We start from the raw sequence: 21,604 nt of genomic DNA on the forward strand, positions 1-21,604 counted from the left end.
CGCCCATCGAGACCACCGACCCAATATTTGGTTTAACGCTACCAGCCTGCTGTGTTTTCGCCCGGTGTTAGAGATGCGCGCCGTGCCAGCCGTCAACGGCGACGACCTCGTTCAGCGGACGCCGCGGGGCCGGCCGGAAGGTGTGACCCGCGCGGAGCCGGCCCACCGGAAGCAGACAACCCTGGCGGTAGGTTTCCGGGATCTCGAGCAGTTCCCGCACGGCGTCCTCGTGATGGAGGTGCAGCGTCGTGATGCAGGTCCCGTATCCGCGGGCATGCAGCGCCAGTTGGAAGCTCCATACCGCCGGAAAGATCGACCCGTAAAGGGTTGCCTGGTAAAAGGATTCGTCGCCGTCGATGCGCGGCAGATGCGGTTCGTAGCACGGGATTATCAGCAACGGCACCTTGGCCATGTTCTCGACCAGCCACTCGGTCGACGACATGAGCCTGCCCTCGGGGCTGTGCCCTGGGATCAGCTCGGCGAGCATCTGCCCGCCGACCCTGCGCAGGTAGGCATCGCGGTATAGCACTGCCAGCTTTTGCCGCAGTCCCGCATCACCGACGACGAGCCAGCGCCACGACTGTTGATTGGAGCCGTTCGCCGCCTGCAACCCGAGTCGGAGGCACTCACGGATATCACCGGGGTCGACGTGCGCCTCAAGATCGAGCGACTTTCGCGCCGATCGCGTGGTGGTCAGGAGCTGCTCGATGTCCATGATTACGTCACTGTGCAAACACGTCGACGCCGAGCCGGGCCCGCACGGCGAAGGCTTCTTCGAAGATGGAACCGCGACCCGCTCCGGTGACGATGGCCACCTGCCCGGTGAAGTCGATCATGAAGGCTCCTGTTTGCTCACTGCAGAACGGCGCGTGCGAACTGCGTGCCGAGTTCTTCGAGATAGCGGTCGGGCCCTCCGAGAAACGCGCTCCAGTTCAGCAGTCGCTTGAGGTACAGGTGAGCGTCGTGCTCCCAGGTGTAACCGATGCCGCCCAACACCTGGATCGCGACGTCACCGACGGTGGCCAGCCTGCCGGCGAATGCCTTGGCCCGCATGGCGGCCAAATGCCGCTCTTCGCGGTCCGCGGAATCGGCTGCCCACAGTGCATGCATCACGCCGCTGCGAGCGAGCTCGACCGTCTCATACATGTCGACACACAGATGCTGGACTGCCTGGAACGCACCGATCGGCTGGCCGAATTGCCGCCTCACTTTGGCGTATTCGACGGCCAAATCCATGACCGCCCGTGCGGCACCGAGCGCATCAGCGGCCCAGGCAACCACCACGTCGTCGACCAGTGCCTCGACGGCATCCGGCGGCGCGGTGGCGAGGCGTTGCGCCGGCGTGTCGTTGAGATTTACCCGGAACCGCTTGCGGGTCTGGTCGATTCCGGACTGCGGCGTGACATCGATGCCCGCTGATGTCTTCACCGCGAAAAGCCCAGTGCTGCCGCGGTCATCAGCCAGTACGAGAATGACGTCGGCGGCGGCCACGTCGAATATGCCGTTGATCTCGCCATGCAACACGGCGCCGTCGTCGACCGTTGGGTGAATGCCACCGAGCGGGCCGACTGTAGCGGTTGTCGAGCCGTCGGCTATCCCGGTGAAAAGCTCGGCGGCAGCGCTGCCATCGGCCCCGAACCGAGTCAGCGCGCGTGTCGCGGCGACCGCACTGGAGAGCCACGGCCCGGGGTAAAGGCCGGCGCCGAGCTCCTCGAGGACGATGCCGGCCTCGACCATCGTCGTGCCGGCGCCGTCGTATTCCTGAGGCACAAGCAAACCCGTGGTCCCGAGGTCGGCCAGGCCGCGCCAAACCGTCTCGGTCGTGCCGACGGGATCCTCGAGCAGCGGGCGAACATGCCGGGCGATCGACGCCTTGTCGGCGAGGAACCGTCGCACAGTGTCGCGCAGCGCCAGCTGCTCGTCGGTCAGCTCCAGGTTCATGAGCGCGGCAACCCGAGAACGCGCTGTGCGGTGATGTTCTTGTTGATCTGCGTAGTCCCGCCCGCGATGGTGAGCGACCGCGATGTCAACCGATAGTCCGCCCACCGACGACCGGCATCGAGCATCCCGAGCAAATCGAAGGCCAGCGCGGCGATGTCCTGGCCGACCTCACCCCAGATCGTCTTGGCCAGGCTCGCCGATCCGAAGGCGTCACCGCCGTAAAGTGTGGCTGAGATCGACCGCTGGCACAGCACCTCGAGATACTTGATGCGCAGCGCGATTTCGCCAAGCCTCCGCAGTGTCGCGGGGTCTTCCAGCACGGGCCGACCGTCGATCTTGATGTCGGCGAGGTCTGCCACCAACTCCTCGAGTCGCACCCGCATTTCGGTGTAGAGGCGCGCTGCGCCGGCTCGCTCATGGCTGAGCGTTGTAGTGGCGATCTGCCAGCCTCCGTTCAGCGGGCCAAGCAATGCGTTCGCGGGCACGCGTACGTCGTTGAAGAACATTTCGGCGAAGTCGGCGTCGCCGTTGAGCGTGACGAGCGGCCGGACCTCGATGCCGGGCAACGACATGTCGACGATCAGACAGGAGATGCCCTTGTGCTTCGGGGCATCCGGTTGGGTGCGCACGTAAAGCTGACACCAGTCGGCGCGGTAGCCCAGCGAGGTCCAGATCTTCTGCCCGTTGACAACGAAATGATCGCCGTCCCGGACGGCCCGGCTACGCAGCGAGGCGAGATCCGAGCCCGCCTCGGGCTCCGACATGCCTTGGCACCAGATGTCGTCCGCTCGCATCATGCGCGGGAGAAGCGTGCGCTTTTGTGCCTCGGTTCCGTACTGCATGATCGCCGGCGCAATGTTGTTCATCCCGATCACGTTGAGCGGTATCGGCACTCGGGCACGGGTGGTTTCCTCGGCGTACACCAACTGCTCGAGCACCGTCGCCCCACGTCCGCCGTACTCGCGCGGCCACGACACCGCTGCCCACCCGGCGCCGGCCATCGTCGCGTTCCAGTCCCGAAGGGTGGCGAACGAGGCGTCATCCTTGCCGCGCCGTCGGCCGGCAGTCACAACGTCATCAGTCAGGTTGGCGGCCAGCCAAGCTCGCAGCTCCTTGCGGAACTGCTCTATCTCGCGTGGGTAGGAGAAATCCACGTGTTCCTGTCGACTTCGCGCAATTGACTGTGACCAAGCGGGACTTTACGTTGGAACAGATATTTGGTCAACGAGGACCCTGGAGGTGGAGCGTGCCAAGCGACGCTCCTGGCAACCAGCTGCAGGCTTTGGGCATGATCGGCTGCGCACTCGCGGGCCGGGCGGTGGCGGTTGCCGAACTGCAACCGGGTCAACCCCCGTGGACTGACGGCCAGACGATTTACATCGATCCTTCCGCGCGAGCGCGGGCGAAACTCGAAGCCGTCGCCGTACAGGCCTCGATGATCGCGGCCGGCAGCCTGGACCCCGCCGTCCTGCGTTCCCTGGTTCGCCGACCGCGGCTGGCACGGCGTTATCTGGCGGTCGAGGCGCACCGCGCATTGGTCCTCAATAGCTACCTGCTGCCAGGCATTTTGGCGTCGGTGGGCAACCGCGACATTGCGAGCCGCAGCGACTCACCTGCCGCTTCGCTGAAAATCGCCGAAGGGCGGGTAGCGATCGACGACCAGGCGCCGGAATTCGGCGTGATCCGAGCGGCGAAGGTACTGGCGGCGTGTTCCCGAGCGGCCAAGAAACAGGACCAGGAAGAACCCCGACATGTTCCGCGTGGCCGCGCCGCGACGGAATTAGATGAACTCAATGGCGACGCGATCGACGATTCCGACGATCCTGATATGTTCACCAGCCCGGTTGGCGGAGGCGGCTTCATCGGAAAGTGGCTGAAGAAGATGCTGTCTTCGGCCCGACAAACCGGTAGCGGCGGCGGACCGCCCGGCGCGGATACCCCGACGCATCGGACGAATTCAGCCAATCGCGGTATACATGCCGTTGCGTCGCTGGCTTCAACCTCGAGCGGGCATGCCGAGGATCACGAAGCCGAAGGCGCCGACCTGACATATCCGGAATGGGACGTCACACGCAAGAGCTACCGGCCCGCGTGGTGCACTGTGCGCGAGGTCGAGCCGCAGATCAAAGCATCGGCAACGCATGCGATCGACGACGCCATTGGCATGCGGCGCCCGCTGTCGCGGCTTGGGATGGGACTGTATCGCCGCCACCGCCAGTCGCAGGGTGACGACATCGATATCGACGCAGCGGTTGAGGCGCGCGTCGAGGTGTTGGCCGGGTCGGTGCCCGAGGAGGCGGTGTATCTCGACAGCCTGCGGCGCCAGCGGGACCTGTCGGTGCTGCTTCTCCTCGATGTTTCGGGCTCGGCGGGCGAGCCCGGAACGGTGGGGCGGACGGTGCACGAACAACAACGTGCGGCGGTCGCTAATCTCGCCGTTGCACTAAACGACCTGGGCGACCGGGTCGCGCTCTACGCCTATTACTCGCAAGGCCGGCGCGCGGTGAGCATGGTTCCGGTCAAACGCTTCGACGATCACCTCGACTCCCGAATCATGAAGCGGCTGAACAGCCTCGAACCCGGCGCGTATTCCCGCCTCGGTGCGGCTATCCGCCACGGGTCGGCGGTCTTGGAGGCACGCGGCGGTACGTCACGGCGGCTCTTGGTGGTGCTCTCGGACGGGCTCGCATACGACCACGGGTACGAGCGGGCCTACGGTGCGGCGGATGCGCGACGCGCCTTGATCGAAGCCCGCCGTCGCGGCACGGGTTGCGTGTGTCTGACGATTGGCGCGGGAACCGACGTGCAATCGCTGCGCCGCGTCTTCGGTAGCACTGCGCATGCGACGATCGCCCGACCAGATCAACTCGCTGGTGTGATCGGACCGCTCTTTCGGTCCGCGCTGCGCTCGGCGGAGGTCCGCCGGAGGGTGTCATGACGAACTTCGTTGTCGCGGATTTGAGCTGATGCCATGTGCCAGAACGCAGTTGGTGCAGCGGCGTCCCGAGCGCGCTAGTGACCAGACTTGAAACAAACATCTGTTCCGGTTAGGCTCCCAAGCAAAGCTGCGGAAGGGAAGCCATGGCCAACGAGTCCGGACTCGTTCACCGGATCGGCCTGAGCTACGAGGCGAAGGCGGTACGGCCTTACTACCAGGCGATCGGCAGCGAAGAAGCCGTCTTCAAGGCGGCATACCAGCAGGGTTTGGCAGTCGTTTTAAAGGGCCCGACGGGTTGCGGCAAGACCCGCTTCGTGGAGGCGATGGCCTACGATCTCGGCCGGCCGCTGATCACCGTAGCCTGCCACGACGATCTCACCACAGCGGACCTGGTCGGCCGATATCTGCTGCAGGGTGACGAGACGGTATGGGTGGACGGGCCGCTCACCCGGGCGGTGCGCGAGGGCGCGATCTGCTACCTCGACGAAGTGGTGGAAGCGCGACAGGACACCACCGTGGTGCTGCACCCGCTCGCCGACCACCGGCGGCAGCTACCCATCGAACGGCTCGGTGTCACCTTGGACGCGGCGCCCGGATTCGGCCTGGTGGTGTCTTACAACCCCGGCTATCAGAGTGTGCTCAAAGATCTGAAAGATTCGACACGTCAGCGGATGGTAGCCATCGAATTCGGTTTCCCCGCAGCCGATGTCGAAGAGGGAATCGTTGCTCACGAGGCGAACGTGGACGACGCTACCGCAGCCGAACTGGTGCGGTTCGGACAGGCTATCCGCCGGCTGGAAACCGGTGGGTTGCGTGAGGTCGCGTCAACCCGCGTGCTCATCGCGGCGGGCAAGCTTGTCGCACAGGGCCTGCCCCTGTGGGATGCGGCTCGAGCTGCGATCGCCGGGCCGCTCACGGACGACGTGGATGTGGGCAACGGCCTCAACGAGATGATCGAGATTTATCTGGGCGGGCCGGATGGACCCGATGATTGATTCTGCATATCGCCCCCGCTAGGGTCTGAACAAATATTAGGTCTTGCATCGGGCGCGTGAGTTCGCCACCCGGGAGGTCAGATGTCCTACGAAAGCAGCGCAGAGCCGATCAAGGTCGGCTACCTGATGGACTTCACGCTGCCGCCGATGTTTCCCGAGGAGATGAAGGCGGACTTCACCCGGTGCTTTGACCTCGTCTTCGAGGAGGCCGTCGAGCAGGGGCTGATGGACCGTCCCGTTCAGATGGTCTATCGCGAGGTGGAGGGCTTGCCCAAAGGTTCGGTGAAAGCGGTGATCGACGCTTTCGGGGAACTGGTCGACGAGGGGTGTCTCGTCGTGTTCGGCCCACACATCACCGACAACTGCGTGCCGACACGTGAGGCGATCGAAGAGCGGTTCAAGGTGCCGGCCATCGCCGTCACCGGGACCGACGACTGGCTCGGCGAGTGGACCTTCTCGTTTCCACAGGGTTCGATGACCGACGAGCCGATCTTCATCGCGGACCTCGTCGCCAAACGCGGGCTCTCCGAGATCGGAGTCCTTGTCGAGCAGAATCTGATCGGTGAGAGCTACCTGAAGAATCTGCGAAGTGCATGCCGTCGCAAGGGCATTCGCATCGTCGCGGAAGCGGCCATCGCCCAAACCGCTCAGGACATCAATGAAGCTGTCTGCACCCTGCACGATGCAAAGGCGGAAGGGATCGTGCACTTGGGCTTCGGCTTCGGGATCGTGTTCATCAACCCTGCATTGGAGGCGGTCGATTGGGACCCGCCACGATTCACGACTACCGCTTTCCAGAATGCCTGGGTGAATCCGATCATGTGGAACGCGTTCATGGGTTGGGTCGGAGTCGATCAGTACGACGAAGAGAATCGAATCGGCCAGGAATTCCTGGACCGTTACGCGCAGAAGTACGACGGCAGGCGCCCCGAGTACTGCGTGCCGGTGGTCAACCGTGACGTGGCCGCGACACTGGTCCGCGCGTTCACCGACGCACACCCGCTCAGTCCGCGGGGAGTGAAAGAGGCACTGGAGCGGGTGAAGATGATGCCTGCCGCCTCCGGCGCCCCCGGTACCCGAGTCTCGTTCGGCAAATGGACACGGCGTGCGTGGATGGGCGCGGGCTATCTGGTGGCACGGACCCTCGATGCCGACGGCATCAATTCGCACTTGGTCGGTCGCTTCGGAGAGTAAGGCCGACGAGAAATGAGTACTGAGCAATCCGCACCGCTTGCCGCGGAACAGAAACCGGCATCCCCGAAGCGAGCCGAAAGACGTGGCTGGGGTGGCTGGATCGCCGGTGCCGCGCTGGCCGCCTTCACGCTGTTCTTCATCGCGAACTGCCGCGTGGCCCTCGACCCGCGTGTCGCCAACCCGAACGTGCACGGCCGACCACGACCGGTGAAATTCAGCTTCGGCCTGGACTACATCACATTCCTGGACAGTGCCACCGTGGTGGCGCTGATCGTGCTGCTGCTGGTGTTCATCAGAGGCTGGCGCCGCAATCCGGGCAGTCCGGTCATGCTGATGTTCCTGTGCACCACGCTGATCGTGTGGCAGGACCCGATCATGAACTGGTCGCCGTTCGCGGTCTACAACCCTGACCTCGTTCACTGGCCGGAGTCGTGGCCGCTGGTGTCGTTGTCGCCGACCGTCGAACCGTTCGTGGTGTTCGGCTACGTGATGTTCTATTTCGGGCCCTACTTCCCGGGGGTCTGGATTCTGCGGAAGCTCCAGGCCAAATACGGGCCTACGTCGTTCGTGTCGCGCCACCCGCTGGTCAGCCTGGGCCTTCTCGTCCTCGTGATCGGCTTTGTTTTCGATGCGTTTTTGGAGAACACTCTCATCCACTGGGGCATGTACATCTACTCGCAGGTCATTCCGTGGGGCTCGGTATTCACCGGCACGACATTCCAGTTCCCGCTGATCTGGGAGTCGTTGTCGGTGACCTTCGTGATGGTGCCCGCGGCGATCCTCTGCTACCGGGATGACACCGGGAAGTCGGTGGCGGAGAAGCTTGCAGCGAAAGCGAAGATCTTCCCCGCGCGTCCGGTGCTCGGCACCTTCCTGGTGATGTTCGCCATCATCAACGTGTCGTACTTCGCCTACGGTGGGTGGTTCTGGGTCATCAAGGTCAGCCATGCGGCGACTTCGGTGGCCTGCCCGTGGCCCTATCCGGAAGCCAAAGTGTATGACCCGCAGGGTTATTACGAGAAGGCCGGCGCTCAAGGACCCTATTCCGTCGGTATCTGGTCAACGTGGGCGAGCGGGGAGCCGAATGGCCGACCCGATGTGCAGCCGCCACCGCCTGGCGAAGGTCCCTGTGCAACCCCGAGCAAGAATGGGTGAGCCTCGCAGCGTCGTCATCACCGGCGCTTCCCGCGGTCTGGGCTTCGCCTCGACAGTTCGCCTCTACCGCGAAGGTTGGCGGGTGGTCGCGGCGATGCGCACGCCCGAGAAGGGGATGCTGCTGCTCCGGGAGGCGACGGGAGCCGCGGACGACGACGATCGGCTGATCGGAGTGCAGCTCGACCTGATGGACTCAGCGTCGGTAGCCGCGGCGGCAAAGGCAATCGAAGAAGCCGTCGGGGCGCCCTACGCACTCGTGCACAACGCCGGGATCTACGTCGCCGGGATGGTGGAGGAGATCGATACGGCGTTGTGGCAGCAGATGTTTGCCACTAGCGTTCTCGGCCCGGTCGCATTGACTCAGGCTCTGCTGCCATCAATGCGGGCGGCGGGGGAGGGGCGAATCGTCCTGGTATCCAGCGCGGTCGGCGTGCGCGGTCAGCCGGTCACCGCAGCGTATTCGGCGGCAAAGGGAGCGTTGGAGCGCTGGGGGGAGTCGATGGCGTGCGAGATCGCCCCCTTCGGCCTCGGGGTCACCGTCTTGGTCGCTGGCTTTTACGACACCGACATCATCACCGACGCGGGCATGACCGACAACCGCAACTTCGAAGGCCCGTACGTCCGGCTGCACAGCACGATAGACACCCGCCACCCGCTCGCGATGCGTCTTGCCAGGCCACCCGAGCGGTTCACCGGCGGACTTGTGAAGGCGCTGGCCGACACCAAGCCGTTCCGGCGTCGCGGCGTTGGACTGGAGGCCTCGATGCTGTTGGCAGCCAACCGGATCCTTCCGGCGTCGGGCATGCATCACGTGTCGCGGATCGTGTTGGGCATCCCTCGACAGGGCGCGATGCGGAACGGGGCGTGGCCATTGACGGCGGCCCAACGTGCGATGGTCCTTGCCGCGCGGATATTGCCGAAGCCGGTGTTGCAGCGCCTGGCGAGCCGAAAGAGCGACGTTAAGGAGCAGTGATGGAACAGCTTTTCGACGACCTGGAGGACTTCGGCGCCTTCGACGACGCCATCTCCGGTGACGTGCGTGACCCCTACACCGAACTGGCGCGGATCCGCCGTGAGGAGCCGGTGCAGCGACTCGAGACATCGGGAGCACTTCCCCACGAGGAATCGCTGCCGATGTTCATCGTGTATCGCCACGAGGACATCCAGCAGATGCTGCGCGACAACGAGACGTTTTCGTCGTCGGCCGTCATCGCCGCCTTCGGTCCGGTGCTGGGTGAAGGCGTGATGCTCGGCATGGATGAGCCAATCCACGGCCGGTTGCGTTCGTTGGTGTCGAAGGCTTTCTCGCAGAAGTCGTTGGCGCGCTGGCAAGACGAATTGGTTGGCCGCGTCGCAAACAGTCTTATCGACAAGTTCGCCCCCAACGGCAAGGCAGATCTGGTGAAGGAGTTCACCTTCGACTATCCGAGCCAGATCATTGCGGGCCTGTTGGGCTTGCCGGAGAGGGACTACCCACAGTTCCAGCGGTGGTCAATCTCGTTGCTGAGTTGGCTGATGAACCCCGAGCGCGGGCTTGCGGCCTCGGCTGCCCTGTGTGACTACTTCGCACCGATCCTCGAGGCCCGGCGCGCCGAGCCAAAGGACGATCTGATCAGCGCGCTCGCCGCGGCCGAGATCGACGGAGAAAAGCTCGCCGACGAGGAGATCTACTCCTTCCTGCGTCTGCTGCTGCCCGCCGGGGTGGAGACGACCTACCGGGCGCTGGGCAGCCTGCTCTTCGGGCTGTTGTCGGATCCGGCGCAATTGGACGCCATCCGCGCGGACCGCTCGCTGCTGCCGCAAGCCATCGAGGAGGGCGTGCGTTGGGAACCGCCGCTGCTGACCATCACCCGGGTGGCGACCCGCGACACCGAACTCGGCGGGGTGGCGATCCCGGCCGGCGCGACGGTGATGCCGATGCTGGGCTCGGCGAACCGGCAAGAGGATCGTTACCCCGATCCAGACACGTTCGACATTCACCGACAGCAGAAGCCGAATCTCGCCTGGGGCCACGGCGTGCACGTCTGCCTCGGCATGCACCTGGCACGGCTGGAAATGCGCACCGCCATCAACCTGCTGCTGGACCGGCTGCCGAACCTGCGGATGGACCCCGACGGCGACGATCCGCATATCCGCGGACAGGTCTTCAGGTCGCCGACCTCGCTGCCGGTGCTGTTCGATCCCCAGTAGGAGTGGCGTTGAGCAAACCTCGACTCGATGAACGGGCCGTCACTCCCGTCGGCCCGCGCAGGTTGCTTATTGCCAATCGGCTAGTTTCCAGTAAGGCTCTCCATAGGGTGACCCCTCTGGGGATCGCCGTCCTGTATCCCGGCGCTCTGACCAGCGCCTCGTCCAAAGAGAGCTGAACAGGCATGACTGAGGCTGTAAAGGTCCGCTTCGAGCCGAAGATGATGATCGACGGCAAGTTGGTCGACGGCCAGGCCGGCACCTTCACCAACATCAACCCGGCAACCGAGGAGGCGGTCGGAGAGGTCGCCGACGCGTCGAAGGAGGATATGCACCGGGCCATCGACGCCGCCCGGCGGGCCTTCGACGAGACCGACTGGTCGACCAACCGCGCGTTGCGTCAGCGCTGCCTGCTGCAGCTGCACGAGGCCATCGACTCCGAGCGGGAAGAGCTACGGGAAGAGCTCATCCTCGAAGTCGGCGCCCCCCGGGCAATTACGTTCGGTCCCCAGCTGGATGCTCCGCTGGAGGACGGGCTGCGCTATCCCGCCAAGCTGATCGACGAGTATCCCTGGGAAACCGACTTGGGCGACAAGACGATCAGCCTTACCGGCACCCTGACTGCGCGCAAGGTATGGCGGGAACCGGTTGGGGTGGTCGGTGCGATCGTGCCGTGGAACTTCCCGTTCGAGGTCACCATCAACAAGATCGGCCAGGCGCTTGCCACCGGCAACACAGTGGTGCTCAAGCCCGCGCCGGACACTCCGTTCAATGCGACCCGCCTGGGCCGTCTGATCGCCGAAAAGACTGATATCCCACCGGGTGTGGTCAACGTCGTCACCGCGTCGGATCACCTGGTGGGCGAGGAACTCACTTTGTCGCCGAAAGTTGATCTGATCTCGTTCACCGGCTCGACCGCAGTCGGGAAACGAATCATGGAAAAAGGCGCGGCGACGATGAAGCGGCTGTTCCTCGAGCTCGGCGGCAAGTCGGCCACCATTGTCTTAGAAGACGCCGATTTCGGGCTGGCCTGCGCGATCGGCATCGCGCCATGTATGCACGCCGGGCAGGGCTGTGCCAACCCGACCCGAATGTTGCTGCCGCGGTCTCGCTACGACGAGGGCGTGGCGATCCTCAAGAGCATCTACGAGAACGTCATGCCGGGAGATCCGCAGGATCCGGGAACCTTGTGCGGTCCGGTGATCTCGGACAAGCAGCGCAAGCGGGTGCTGAGCTACATCAACAAGGGAGTCGAAGAGGGCGCCACCGCTCTGGTCGGTGGTCCGGATGCGCCCACCGGTTTCGACAAGGGGTTCTACGTCAGGCCAACCCTTTTCGTCGACGTCGACAATTCCATGACGATCGCCCAGGAGGAGATCTTCGGCCCAGTGCTGGCTGTCATCCCGTTCAACGATGAGGAAGACGCGATCCGGATTGCCAACGACAGCGTGTACGGATTGGCCGGAAACGTCATGTCGGGTTCGCTCGAGCATTCGCTGGCGGTGGCGCGGCGGCTGCGAGCCGGCTTCATCGGCGTCAATGGTGGCGCTCCGTACGGCGCCGACACACCGTTCGGCGGATACAAGGCAAGTGGAGTGGGCCGCCAGAACGGTGTGGCCGGATTCGACCAATACACCGAGATCAAGTCGGTGGGATATCCGACTGGGTGAGGGGCTTGCCCGGTTCGTCGGGTTAGCTGCGAGCCGACGGGCGAGGTGAGCCCTGCCGTCGCTCGGCTACGTTGTTCCCGTGACCAAGGCGCAGGTGACGGCTTCCCGTCGGTTGTCGATCCGCTATGCGGCGGGGCTGGCAGGCGCCCACCTGATTGGTATCGCAGACGCTGCCACCATAGTGATACCTCTTCGCGGCCAGATCGTCATCGGGCCGCACGGATACTCGACTGCGAAGAGTGTGGCGACCGTCGCGATCATCGTCGTTCTGGGAACCGTCGCCGTCGCGGTGGCCGGCATGCTGAACCTCGCTCCGGTCCTGCGGTGGTTTGTCCGCGGGCAGCAGCCGGATGCTGATCAACGGCGGGCGGCGATGGCCCTTTACGGCCGGCAGTCGAGGATCCTGGCGGCGACGTGGGCGGTAAGCGGCGTTGCGTTCCTTCTGCTGAACCTTGATAGAGCTGTGGCGCTTGTCGTCCCGACCTTGCTGGCGATCGTCTTCGGCGGGACGGCGGCAGCGAGCCTTGGTTTGCTGCTTACCCAATCTTCTCTTCGCCCGGTTCTACTCGCAGCGACCCAGGGCTCTGAAGGCGTTGTGATGGCCCCACGCGTGCTCACCCGGCTGGTGGGCATGTGGTTGGTGGGCAGCGGGCTGCCATGCGCGGCGATCGCGGCGATGGTTGTCATTCGATCAAACGGTTGGATCATTCATAAGGACGTGTCGGTTGAGATGCCCATTCTGGTGGTAACGCTCGCCGCGGTGCTTATTGGTCTCCCGGCGATGATCCTAACCTCCCGCTCGATTTCGGACCCGGTACGAGAAGTCGTCGACGCGATGGCGCAGGTCGAGCGGGGCCGGATCGATACGTACGTCGGGGTGTATGAGCGCTCTGAAATCGGGCGTTTGCAAAGCGGATTCAACCGAATGGTTGCCGGTATCGCCGAACGTGACCGGTTGCGTGATCTGTTCGGTCGTCATGTCGGAGCTGATGTGGCCCGTCGCGCCCTCGAACAGGGCACCTCGCTGTCGGGAGATGTACGGGACGCGGCAATCCTTTTCATCGACTTGGTAGGTTCGACGACGTTGGCCGCGAGCCGTCCGCCACAAGACGTTGCCGGGGTGTTGAACGACTTCTTCCGAATTGTCGTCAGCGCTGTCGACGAGCGGAACGGGTTCATCAACAAGTTCCAGGGAGACGCCGCGCTGGCGGTGTTCGGTGCGCCGCTGCCGTCGGACAGTGCGGCATCGGCCGCGTTGGCCACCGCATGCGACCTGCGCAGCCAGCTGGGCCGGCTAGCGCTGGTCGATTTCGGCATAGGCGTCTCAGCGGGGAAGGTGTTCGCGGGCAACATCGGCGCCGAAAACCGTTATGAATACACGGTGATCGGTGACCCGGTCAACGAGGCCGCGCGGCTGGCTGATTTCGCCAAAACGTTGGACGGGCGGATCGTGTGCTCAGCCGCCGCGATTGACCGAGCCGACCCCGACGAGCGCCGGAACTGGGTCGAACATGGTGACATCGTGCTCCGTGGCCGCTCCGAATCCACCCACGTCTGGATACCGGTGACCAAGAGCTAAACGCATATTGGAGCTGGCAATGGTGGAAGTGGACCGGCAGTTTGTCTTTGCCGCGGTCGCGGACGAGCGACGCCGGATTGCGGACGTGCTCGAGAGTCTCGATGATGCGCAGCTGTCGACGCCGAGCCTGTGTGCCGGTTGGGACATCAAGACCGTGGCAGCGCCTTCCTGACCGGACCGTGGCCGTTTGGCTTCGTGCCGCTGGGCCGCCTTTGGGGGATTTCTCTACGCAGCACAGACATTGAGCGGTCCTGGGGTAAAGGAGCCGAGATCCGGGGACCAGTCGCCGCCTTGATGATGAGCGCCGCCGGCCGTCCGGCTCTGCTTCACACGCTCGAGGGACCCGGATTGCCGCTGTTGCGTGATCGGCTCTCCACGGCTGAACCGCCCGGGACGCAGAGGCCTTGACCCGATAGCCGGTCCGCAGCCCCCTTTCCCGTATGGCTTACAGTTGTCGAGTCGGTCGGGCGTGATCGTCCGAGTACTGGTGACACCCGGAGGCACGTGATGTCCATTCCCCGATACCCGGGTGACGTCACTCCTGAATGGCTTTCCGCTGTACTCAGTAGTCATGGCACACCGGTGGTGGTGACCGGGGTTGACGTCGCCGCCATCGGCACCGGACAAACCGGGGCCACGTACCGAGTGTCGGCCAGGTATGCGACAGATCCGGGTCGTTTGCCGGACAACTTCGTGATCAAGCTGCCTGCCCAGGACGACACTGTGCGCGACCGGGTGACCATCGGCTACCGCAGTGAATGCGCCTTCTATGCCGCCGTCGCCGACCGGGTGCGGGTGCCGACGCCGCACTGCTTCTACTGCGAGATCAGCGATGACGCTCTTGACTATGCGCTGCTGCTGGCCGACCAGGCGCCGGCGGCGCAGGGTGACCAAATCGCGGGCTGCGGTGAGCAGGAGGCGCGGCTAGCCGTCACAGCCCTAGCCGGCCTGCACGGGCCGAGCTGGTGTGATCCCGTCTGGCTGGATTTTCCCGGCATCGCCTTCGCGCGACCGGACGAGGCGTCGGCCAAGGGCCTCGGCGAGGTCGCGCGGATGAGCGCCGACATCACGCTGGATAAGCTCGGCGACCGCATGAGCACCGTCGACCGTGAGACCTTCACCACGGCAATGGGTTTGGTGACGCCATGGCTGCTTGCCGAGCAGGATCGGTTCGCGCTGCTCCATGGCGACTACCGTCTCGACAACATGCTGTTCTATCCCGACGCGACTCGGGTCACGGTGGTGGATTGGCAGACGCTCGGCGTCGGGCTGCCCGCACGGGACCTGGCCTACTTCACCGCGACCAGTCTCCAGCCGGAACTGCGCTCAGCGATCGAGGAAGACCTCGTCGACGAGTACCACCGGGCAGTGCTGAGTTACGGCGTGACGGACTACGACCGCGAAACCTGTTGGCGTGATTACCGACTCGGCATGCCGCAAGCATTATTGATCTCGGCGCTGGGATTCGCGTTCGCCACCGCCACCGACCGCGGCGACGACATGGTGCTGACCATGCTGAGCCGCGGCTGCCGGGCGATCCGTGACGTCGACACCCTCGACCTCTGCCGCGAGCGTGCATAAAATGCCAGCGTCATCGGCTGTCGGCGTACAGACACGCACGCTCGCCACAGTGTTAGTGCCGACGTTGCTCCGCTTTGACCAGATTCGACCCGACGATCAGGCGCTGAATCTCGCTGGTGCCTTCGTAGAGCCGCAGCAGCCGAACGTCACGATAGATCCGCTCCACCGGCACCTCGCGCATGTAGCCACTGCCGCCATGAATCTGCACAGCGAGATCGGCGACCTTGCCGGCCATCTCGGTGCAGAACAGCTTCGCCGCCGACGGCGCGATTCTGCGGTCCTCATCGGTGAGCCATAGCCGAGCGGCCTCACGAACCAGGGCCCGCCCGGCCATCACCCCGGTCTGCTGATCGGCGAGCATCGCCTGCACCAACTGAAAATTACCGATCGGCGTTCCGCCCTGCGTGGCGGTGGCGGCATAGGTTACCGACTCGTCGAGTGCACGCTGCGCGGTTCCCACCGCGAGTGCGGCGATATGGATCCGACCGCGCGCCAGTGAAGTCATCGCCGCTCGATAGCCGATGTCTTCACTGCCGCCGATCAGCGCGCCGGCCGGCATGCGGACGTCGGTGAAACTGACGTCGGCGGTCCATGCGCCTTCTTGGCCCATCTTGGCGTCCTTGGCCCCGACCTCGACGCCCGCGGTGTCCGCCGGAACCAGGAATACGGCGATGCCGGGACCCGCGTCGTCAGCTGGCCGGGTGCGCGCGAAGACCACGAACAGATCGGCAACCGGCGCGTTGGTGATAAAGCGCTTCTCCCCAGAGATCACCCAATCGCCTTGGTCGCGAACCGCTTTGGTGCGCAATCCCGACGGGTTCGATCCGGCGCCGGCCTCGGTCAATGCGAAGGAAGCGACTACGTCTCCAACGGCCATCGCTTCCAGCCAACGAGCCTTCTGCTCGTCAGTGCCGAATCCGACCAACACCTGACCGGCGATGCCGTTGTTGGTGCCGAACATCGAGCGCAGCGCCAGCGAGGTATAGCCCAATTCCATTGCCAGCTCGACATCTTGAGCCAAGTTCAGACCGAGCCCACCCCACTCCTGCGGAATGGCGTAGCCGAATAATCCCATCTTCTTGGCCTGGTCCCGAAGATCATCCGGAACTCGGTCCTGGTCCAGAATCTCCTGTTCCCGCGGCATGACTGCGGTGCGGACGAACTGGCGGGTCTGAGCGAGGATGTGCTGGAAATCGTCGTCGTCGACCGCGGTGGTCACTGATCCACGCTCCTTCCGGCCCGGGCTGCAGAGGCCGATCATATATGAAATAGGATGTCTGAAATCGAGGAGGTCGACGCGAGGATGGTGATCAGGTGTCGTTGCTGGACGGTCAGACCGCTGTCGTCACTGGCGGTGCGCAGGGACTCGGTTTCGCTATAGCGGAGCGATTCGTTGCCGAGGGCGCGCGGGTGGTACTCGGTGACGTCAATCTCGAGGCGACCGAGGTCGCTGCGAAACGGCTCGGCGGCGACGACATCGCCTTGGCGGTGCGCTGCGATGTCACGGCCGCGGCCGACCTCGATGGCCTCGTCGGGACCGCCGTCGAGCGGTTCGGTGGTCTGGACATCATGGTCAACAACGCCGGCATCACCCGCGACGCGACCATGCGCAAGATGACCGAAGAGCAGTTCGACCAAGTGATCGCCGTGCATCTGAAGGGCACCTGGAACGGCACCCGCAAGGCGGCGGCGATCATGCGCGAGAACAAACGCGGCGCGATCGTGAACATGTCATCGCTATCGGGCAAGGTCGGTTTGGTCGGTCAGACAAACTACTCGGCGGCCAAGGCCGGGATCATCGGCATGACCAAGGCCGCCGCCAAGGAACTCGCTCACCTCGGCGTTCGGGTGAATGCAATAGCGCCCGGCTTGATCCGCTCCGCCATGACAGAGGCCATGCCGCAACGCATCTGGGACGAAAAGGTAGCCGAGGTGCCGATGGGCCGAGCCGGGGAACCGGCCGAGGTCGCCAACGTCGCGTTGTTCCTGGCTTCCGATTTGTCTTCCTATATGACCGGGACGGTGCTCGAGGTGACCGGCGGGAGGTTCATGTGAGCACGCGCGAGGCCGTGATCTGTGAGCCCGTGCGAACGCCGATCGGGCGCTATGGCGGAATGTTCAAGTCGCAGACCGCCGTCGACCTCGGCGTCGCTGCACTCAAAGGACTACTGGATCGGACTGGTATACCGAAAGAATCGGTGCAGGACGTCATTCTGGGGCACTGCTATCCCAGCAGTGAGGCGCCCGCAATCGGGCGCGTGGTCGCTCTGGACTCCGGTCTGCCGGTCACGGTTCCCGGTATGCAGATCGACCGCCGTTGCGGATCAGGTTTGCAGGCGGTCATCCAAGCGATTCTGCAAGTCGCCAGCGGCGACAGCGATCTCGTCGTCGCCGGCGGCACTGAGAGCATGAGCAACGTCGCCTTCTATTCCACCGACATGCGCTGGGGCGGTGCCCGCACCGGTGTGCGGGTGCACGACGGGCTGGCCCGCGGACGTACCACCGCCGGCGGTCGCCACTACCCGGTGCCCGGCGGGATGTTGGAGACCGCGGAGAATCTGCGACGGCGATACAACATTTCGCGCGACGAGCAGGACGAACTCGCGGTGACATCACACCAGCGCGCGGTCGCGGCGCAGAAGGACGGCATCCTGGCCGAGGAAATCATTCCGGTTGTGGTGCGTACCCGCCGCGGCGAGGAGCGGATCGACACCGACGAACATCCGCGTGCCGACACGACAATGGAATCGTTGGGCAAGCTCAAACCCGTTCTGCTGGCCAACGACCCAGACGCCACAGTAACGGCAGGCAACGCCAGTGGACAAAACGACGCCGCATCGATGTGTGTGGTGACGACGCGGGAAAAAGCCGACGCACTGGGACTGAGCCCACTGGTCCGGCTGGTGTCATGGGGCGTCGCGGCGGTACCGCCGGACGTCATGGGGATCGGTCCGGTGCCCGCGACCGAGATCGCACTGGCCAAAGCCGGGCTGCAATTGAGCGATATCGACCTCATCGAACTCAACGAGGCATTCGCCGCGCAAGTCCTCGCCGTGATGCGGGAGTGGGGGTTTGGCGCCGCCGACCGGGAGCGGACGAACGTACACGGCTCAGGAATCTCGCTTGGTCATCCGGTCGGCGCGACCGGCGGCAGGATGCTGGCCACCTTGGCGCGCGAGCTCAATCGCCGCGGGGGGCGCTACGGGCTGGAAACCATGTGCATCGGCGGCGGACAAGGCCTTGCCGCGGTCTTCGAGCGGGTCGACTCCCAGTGAACATGCCCTTGGCCGATGTCACCGTCATCGAAGTTTCCAGCTTCGTCGCGGCACCCCTGTGCGGGATGACCTTGAGCCAACTCGGCGCCGAGGTGATACGTGTCGATCCCATCGGCGGCGCGTCCGACGTTCGTCGCTGGCCCCTGGCGGCGAGCGGTACGTCGATTTACTGGACCGGTCTGAACAAGGGAAAGCGTTCGGCCACCATCGATTTGCGCTCAACCGAAGGGCAGGACCTGGTGCGGCGGCTGATCGTCGAGGGTGACGGCATCGTGGTGACCAACGCCGCGGGCTTGTCCTGGCTGTCGTATGAGCAGCTCGCCGCGCTACGCGGCGATGTCATCCATGTTCAGCTGCTCGGCCGCGGCGATGGGTCCACCGGGGTGGATTACACGGTCAACGCGGCAACGGGATTCCCGATGGTTACCGGTCCCGCGAACCATGCCGGCCCGATCAACCATGTGCTGCCGGCCTGGGATGTCTGCTGCGGCCTCTACGCGGCGCTGGCCGTGGTCGCCGCGATGCGACGACGCGACCGGTCCGCCGCGGGCGCCCACATCAGCATCGCGCTCGAGGATGTCGCGCTGGCCACCGCGGGCAACCTGGGTTGGCTGACCGAGCCTCAGGTGAACGGCACCGAACGCCAACGCCTCGGCAATGCGATCTATGGCCAGTACGGTCAAGACTTCACCAGCCGCGACGGCGTCTCGTTCATGGTCGTCACGCTGACGTCGCGCCACTTCCGCGACCTGGTCGAGGTGACGGGTACCGGCGCGGCGGTCTCGGCGCTCGCCGAGTCACTCGGCGCGGACTTCAGCGACGAGGGCGACCGCTACCGATACCGCGACGTGCTGAGCGGGTTATTCGCGACATGGTTCGCCGAGCACATTGCCGAGGAGATCACTCAAGCGCTGTCCGCCACCACCGTGTTGTTCGAGCGCTATCGGACCTTCGCACAGGCCGCCGAAGATGAACGGGTGACGGCGAATCCACTGTTCTCATCGTTGCACCAAGACGGACTTGGTGACTACCTCGCGCCGGGGCTGCCGACGGTTTTCGACGGCACGCATCCCGCGGCTAAGCCCGCACCCATGCTGGGCGGTGACACCGCCGACGTGCTCATGGATCGCCTGGGGCTGACTGCTAGCGACATCGAGCGGCTGACAAGCGCGAAGACGATTGCCGGTTAAGAGAGGTAGGCAATGACCAAGCTCGCCCAGACAGTTGATCTGACCGAATTCCAGACCGAGATCATCGCCACAGTGCGCCAATTCGTCGAGAAGGAGATCATTCCCAGCGCACCCGAACTCGAACGGACGGACACTTATCCGCAGGCCATCGTGGACCAGATGCGGGAGATGGGCCTCTTCGGTCTGATGATTCCGCAAGAATACGGCGGCCTGGGCGAGTCGCTGCTGACCTATGCGCTGTGCGTCGAAGAGCTGGCCCGCGGCTGGATGAGCATTTCGGGAGTACTCAATACCCACTTCATCGTCGCCTACATGTTGCGCCAGCACGGCACCGATGCGCAAAAGCAGAACCTGTTGCCACGCATGGCAACCGGCGAAGTTCGCGGTGCCTTCTCGATGTCCGAGCCGGAGTTGGGCTCCGACGTCGCCGCGATCCGCACCCGGGCGACGCGCAACCCCGACGGCACCTACACCATCACCGGCCAGAAGATGTGGTTGACCAACGGCGGTAGTTCTACCTTGGTGGCGGTGCTGGTACGCACCGACGAGGGAGCAGAAACACCACACCGCAATCTGACCGCATTCCTCATCGAGAAACCGACCGGCTTCGGCGAGGTAGCACCAGGCCTGGTGATACCCGGCAAGCTCGACAAATTGGGCTACAAGGGAATTGACACCACCGAGTTCATCTTCGACGGGTATGTGGCAGGCGCCGACGACATCCTCGGAGGTGTGCCCGGACAGGGTTTCTTCCAGATGATGGACGGCATCGAAGTCGGCCGGGTCAACGTCTCGGCAAGAGCTTGTGGTGTCGCCATCCGCGCGTTCGAGCTAGCGGCACGCTATGCCCAGCAGCGCCACACCTTCGGCAAGCCGATAGCCGAACACCAGGCCATCGCGTTCCAGCTCGCCGAGATGGCGACCAAAGTCGAAGCAGCGCATCTGATGATGGTCAACGCCGCAAGGTTGAAGGATTCCGGCGAGCGGAACGACCTCGCCGCGGGCATGGCCAAATACCTTGCCAGCGAATTCTGTTCGGAGGTCACCCAGCAGAGTTTCCGCATCCACGGCGGCTACGGCTACTCCAAGGAGTATGAGATCGAGCGGCTGATGCGCGATGCCCCGTTCCTGCTCATCGGTGAGGGAACGAGCGAAATCCAGAAGTCCATCATCAGCAAGCGGCTGCTCGCCGAGTATCGGATTTGACTGTGAGCATTCCGGATTTCGCCACACGGCCGCAGTTGTCCGAGGACGTCGCCCGCTACGTCCGCAAGCGAATTTTCGACGGCACCTACTCCGCCGGGGAGTATGTTCGTCTGGAGCAGCTCGCCGCGGAATTGGGTATCAGTGTCACGCCAGTGCGTGAGGCGTTGTTCGAACTGCGCGCCGAGGGGCTCCTCGCTCAGCAACCACGGCGCGGCTTTGTCGTGTTGCCGGTGACGGGACGCGATCTCGCCGATGTCGCCAATGTGCAGGCACACGTCGGCGGAGAGCTCGCCGCGCGGGCCGCGATCAACATCGGCGAGGATCAGTTGCGCGAACTCAAGGCCATCCAGGTCCTCCTCGAGGAGGCCTATGCCAACGATGACGGTGAACGCGCTGTGCGTCTCAACCACGAATTCCACCGCGCCATCAACGTTGCCGCTGACTCACCGAAGCTCGCCCAGCTGATGTCACAGATCACCCGCTACGCACCAGAATCGGTATTTCCCATTATCGCCGGCTGGCCCGACCAATCGATAAAAGACCATCGCCGGGTATTGGCGGCGTTGGAGAAACACGACGACGAGCTAGCCCGCAAAGCCATGTCCGAGCATCTGGCCGCCGGCGCAGCACCATTGATAGACCATCTGATCGAGCACGGGGTAGTAGACGGAGCGAGCCACCCGCGCGGATAAC

Annotated in this window: 18 protein-coding genes and 1 pseudogene; 15 read left to right on the plus strand and 4 right to left on the minus strand. The window is 64.3% G+C overall.

Annotated elements, in window-relative coordinates; genetic code table 11:
* Nucleotides 1–67: 67 nt before the first annotated feature.
* The 3 genes from AWC06_RS05675 to AWC06_RS05685 form a co-directional block, all read right to left on the minus strand.
* Nucleotides 68–715: a nitroreductase family protein gene (locus tag AWC06_RS05675; protein WP_085195263.1), complete on the minus strand. Its 648-nt coding sequence runs from the start codon at nucleotides 713–715 to the stop codon at nucleotides 68–70.
* Nucleotides 716–852: 137 nt separating this feature from the next.
* Nucleotides 853–1,941: an acyl-CoA dehydrogenase family protein gene (locus AWC06_RS05680; protein ID WP_085195265.1), complete on the minus strand. Its 1,089-nt coding sequence runs from the start codon at nucleotides 1,939–1,941 to the stop codon at nucleotides 853–855.
* Entirely contained in the window at nucleotides 1,938–3,095 is a 1,158-nt protein-coding gene (locus AWC06_RS05685) for an acyl-CoA dehydrogenase family protein (RefSeq protein ID WP_085195267.1), read from the minus strand. The genes AWC06_RS05680 and AWC06_RS05685 overlap by 4 nt, the downstream gene beginning before the upstream one ends.
* Before the next feature lie 134 nt (nucleotides 3,096–3,229).
* Between AWC06_RS05685 and AWC06_RS05690 the strand changes: the two genes are divergently transcribed.
* The 10 genes and pseudogenes from AWC06_RS05690 to AWC06_RS05735 all read left to right on the plus strand — a co-directional run bounded on the left by AWC06_RS05690 (nucleotide 3,230) and on the right by AWC06_RS05735 (nucleotide 15,240).
* Nucleotides 3,230–4,879, plus strand: coding sequence for a nitric oxide reductase activation protein NorD (locus AWC06_RS05690; protein WP_085195269.1), 1,650 nt, complete (start codon nucleotides 3,230–3,232; stop codon nucleotides 4,877–4,879).
* Between the two features lie 143 nt (nucleotides 4,880–5,022).
* A complete protein-coding gene (locus AWC06_RS05695; protein WP_085195271.1) occupies nucleotides 5,023–5,874 on the plus strand; it encodes a CbbQ/NirQ/NorQ/GpvN family protein in 852 nt (283 codons plus the stop codon).
* An 81-nt stretch (nucleotides 5,875–5,955) separates the two neighbouring features.
* Nucleotides 5,956–7,068 (plus strand): ABC transporter substrate-binding protein, encoded by a 1,113-nt coding sequence (locus tag AWC06_RS05700; RefSeq protein ID WP_085195273.1) that lies wholly within the window; start codon nucleotides 5,956–5,958, stop codon nucleotides 7,066–7,068.
* A gap of 12 nt (nucleotides 7,069–7,080) precedes the next feature.
* Complete coding sequence (locus AWC06_RS05705; protein ID WP_085195274.1) at nucleotides 7,081–8,223, plus strand: spirocyclase AveC family protein; 1,143 nt, start codon at nucleotides 7,081–7,083, stop codon at nucleotides 8,221–8,223.
* On the plus strand, nucleotides 8,216–9,196 hold the full coding sequence (locus AWC06_RS05710) for an SDR family NAD(P)-dependent oxidoreductase (RefSeq protein ID WP_085195276.1): 981 nt from the start codon (nucleotides 8,216–8,218) through the stop codon (nucleotides 9,194–9,196). The genes AWC06_RS05705 and AWC06_RS05710 overlap by 8 nt, the downstream gene beginning before the upstream one ends.
* Nucleotides 9,196–10,413 carry a cytochrome P450 gene (locus AWC06_RS05715; RefSeq protein ID WP_085195278.1) on the plus strand — a complete coding sequence of 406 codons (1,218 nt, stop codon included), beginning with the start codon at nucleotides 9,196–9,198 and terminating at the stop codon, nucleotides 10,411–10,413. Before AWC06_RS05710 ends, AWC06_RS05715 begins: the two co-directional genes overlap by 1 nt.
* A 182-nt stretch (nucleotides 10,414–10,595) precedes the next feature.
* Nucleotides 10,596–12,080, plus strand: coding sequence for an aldehyde dehydrogenase family protein (locus AWC06_RS05720; protein ID WP_085195280.1), 1,485 nt, complete (start codon nucleotides 10,596–10,598; stop codon nucleotides 12,078–12,080).
* A 112-nt stretch (nucleotides 12,081–12,192) separates the two neighbouring features.
* Nucleotides 12,193–13,659, plus strand: coding sequence for an adenylate/guanylate cyclase domain-containing protein (locus AWC06_RS05725; RefSeq protein WP_372458071.1), 1,467 nt, complete (start codon nucleotides 12,193–12,195; stop codon nucleotides 13,657–13,659).
* Between the two features lie 28 nt (nucleotides 13,660–13,687).
* Nucleotides 13,688–14,067 (plus strand): annotated as a pseudogene (locus tag AWC06_RS23550) (maleylpyruvate isomerase N-terminal domain-containing protein).
* A 99-nt stretch (nucleotides 14,068–14,166) separates the two neighbouring features.
* The gene (locus AWC06_RS05735) at nucleotides 14,167–15,240 is read left to right on the plus strand and encodes a phosphotransferase family protein (RefSeq protein ID WP_085195282.1); all 1,074 of its coding nucleotides are present in this window, start codon (nucleotides 14,167–14,169) and stop codon (nucleotides 15,238–15,240) included.
* 52 nt (nucleotides 15,241–15,292) lie between these two features.
* On the opposite strand, the gene AWC06_RS05740 is transcribed toward AWC06_RS05735, so the two are convergent.
* Complete coding sequence (locus tag AWC06_RS05740; protein WP_085195284.1) at nucleotides 15,293–16,501, minus strand: acyl-CoA dehydrogenase family protein; 1,209 nt, start codon at nucleotides 16,499–16,501, stop codon at nucleotides 15,293–15,295.
* A 53-nt stretch (nucleotides 16,502–16,554) separates the two neighbouring features.
* Here AWC06_RS05740 and fabG point away from each other — a divergent pair, with 53 nt between their 5' ends.
* The 5 genes from fabG to AWC06_RS05765 are packed head-to-tail and all read left to right on the plus strand — an operon-like array spanning nucleotide 16,555 to nucleotide 21,603.
* Nucleotides 16,555–17,295 (plus strand): 3-oxoacyl-ACP reductase FabG, encoded by a 741-nt coding sequence (gene fabG / locus AWC06_RS05745; protein ID WP_085195286.1) that lies wholly within the window; start codon nucleotides 16,555–16,557, stop codon nucleotides 17,293–17,295.
* Entirely contained in the window at nucleotides 17,292–18,515 is a 1,224-nt protein-coding gene (locus tag AWC06_RS05750; RefSeq protein ID WP_085195288.1) for an acetyl-CoA C-acetyltransferase, read from the plus strand. Before fabG ends, AWC06_RS05750 begins: the two co-directional genes overlap by 4 nt.
* Before the next feature lie 2 nt (nucleotides 18,516–18,517).
* A complete protein-coding gene (locus AWC06_RS05755) occupies nucleotides 18,518–19,705 on the plus strand; it encodes a CoA transferase (protein WP_085195290.1) in 1,188 nt (395 codons plus the stop codon).
* Nucleotides 19,706–19,717: 12 nt separating this feature from the next.
* Nucleotides 19,718–20,911 carry an acyl-CoA dehydrogenase family protein gene (locus tag AWC06_RS05760; protein WP_085195291.1) on the plus strand — a complete coding sequence of 398 codons (1,194 nt, stop codon included), beginning with the start codon at nucleotides 19,718–19,720 and terminating at the stop codon, nucleotides 20,909–20,911.
* Between the two features lie 2 nt (nucleotides 20,912–20,913).
* Nucleotides 20,914–21,603 (plus strand): GntR family transcriptional regulator, encoded by a 690-nt coding sequence (locus AWC06_RS05765; RefSeq protein WP_085195293.1) that lies wholly within the window; start codon nucleotides 20,914–20,916, stop codon nucleotides 21,601–21,603.
* Nucleotide 21,604 lies beyond the last annotated feature (1 nt).

The organism is Mycobacterium fragae, assembly GCF_002102185.1.
GTDB classification, from domain to species: domain Bacteria; phylum Actinomycetota; class Actinomycetes; order Mycobacteriales; family Mycobacteriaceae; genus Mycobacterium; species Mycobacterium fragae.